General features: G+C 48.2%; 1 protein-coding gene. It reads left to right on the top strand.

Annotation, left to right across the window (positions count from 1 at the left end):
- On the top strand, nt 1-1349 hold a 1349-nt coding region (bioC, locus tag ACWA6V_RS04775; protein WP_449521412.1), incomplete at its 5' end, for a malonyl-ACP O-methyltransferase BioC.
- Nucleotides 1350-1399: the final 50 nt, after the last annotated feature.

Genomic DNA, 1399 nt, shown 5'->3' with positions numbered 1-1399 from the left:
TGCTTGCAGTGCAATTGGCGGCGCGCTTTCCGGAGCGTGTCCGAGCGGTAATTACCTTGGCGGCCAACTTAAAATTTGTGGCTGCTTCGGATTATCCCGCCGCTATGCCGCCAGAAATCAATCGCCAATTTAACCAAAGCTTTGAACAAGACCCACAAGCAACCCTGAAATTATTTTGCGGTTTGTTGGCGCAGGGCGATGCAGAGGAGCGCAACCTGTTAAAACAATTGCGCCGCAATGGCACAGGTGCAGTGACCGATGACTGGTTGCAAGCATTGCAGTTATTAACGGAGCTTGATAATCGCGTCACCTTTGCACAGCTCACGCAGCCTGGCTTGCATTTGTTGGCTGAAAAAGATGCGCTGGTGCCTGTGGCTGCTGCAGAATTAATGGCGCAGATCAATCCGCAGCAAGAAATCCAGGTTTTGGGAAATACCGCTCACGCTTTGCATTGGAGTAAACCGCAAGTGGTGATTGACGCTATCGCCCGGTTTGCGAAAGAGAAAATTCTGTCGGTTGCGGAATTGGATGAAACCTCCTTGAATGAAACACCGCTGGATAAAAAAAAGGTTGCCCGTTCATTTAGTCGCGCTGCAGCAACCTACGATTCAGTTGCGCAATTGCAGCGCGATATAGGCGCGCAATTATTTGCACAGCTACCCGGTGAATTGGCTGCGCAGTCGGTAGTGTTGGATCTGGGCTCAGGTACCGGATTTTTCACGCGGCAGTTAGCGGTGAAATACCCCGAATCTCAGATTGTGGGTTTGGATATCGCAGAAGGTATGTTGCATTACGCAGCGCAGCAGCAAAAAGAAATAGCATGGTTGTGCTCAGACGCAGAGTTGTTGCCTTTAGCTGATAATAGTGTCGATCTCATTTTTTCCAGCCTCGCGATCCAGTGGTGTAACAATTTGCCGCAATTAATGGCGGAGCTGGCTCGTGTGCTTAAATCGGACGGGCAGCTGCACATTGCGACGCTCGGGCCCCACACATTGCATGAATTAAAATCTGCATGGGAACAGGTGGATGATTATGTGCATGTGAATCGCTTTCAATCGCAGAAAAATATTATCTCTGCCGTTAAGTCGGTGCATATGGCAGTGGCTGATGCGCAACAAGAAAATCGTATTCTTTATTACGATCGTTTAAGCGAATTGACCCGCGAACTAAAATCGTTGGGTGCGCATAATATTAATTCTGGTAAGCCGGAAGGCCTAACTGGGCGCTTGCGTTTGCTTGCGTTTAAAAAAGCGTATGAAGCATTTCGCACGGAGCAAGGTTTATCTGCAACTTACGATGTCATTTATTTAACTGCACATAAAGAGGCGGCACACAAACATCATGGCTAGAAAAGCATTTTTTATCGCTGGCACGGATACTAACGTTGGTAAAACGTTAG

Source organism: Cellvibrio sp. (assembly GCF_053579595.1).
This window is presented reverse-complemented; position numbering and strand designations above follow the sequence as displayed.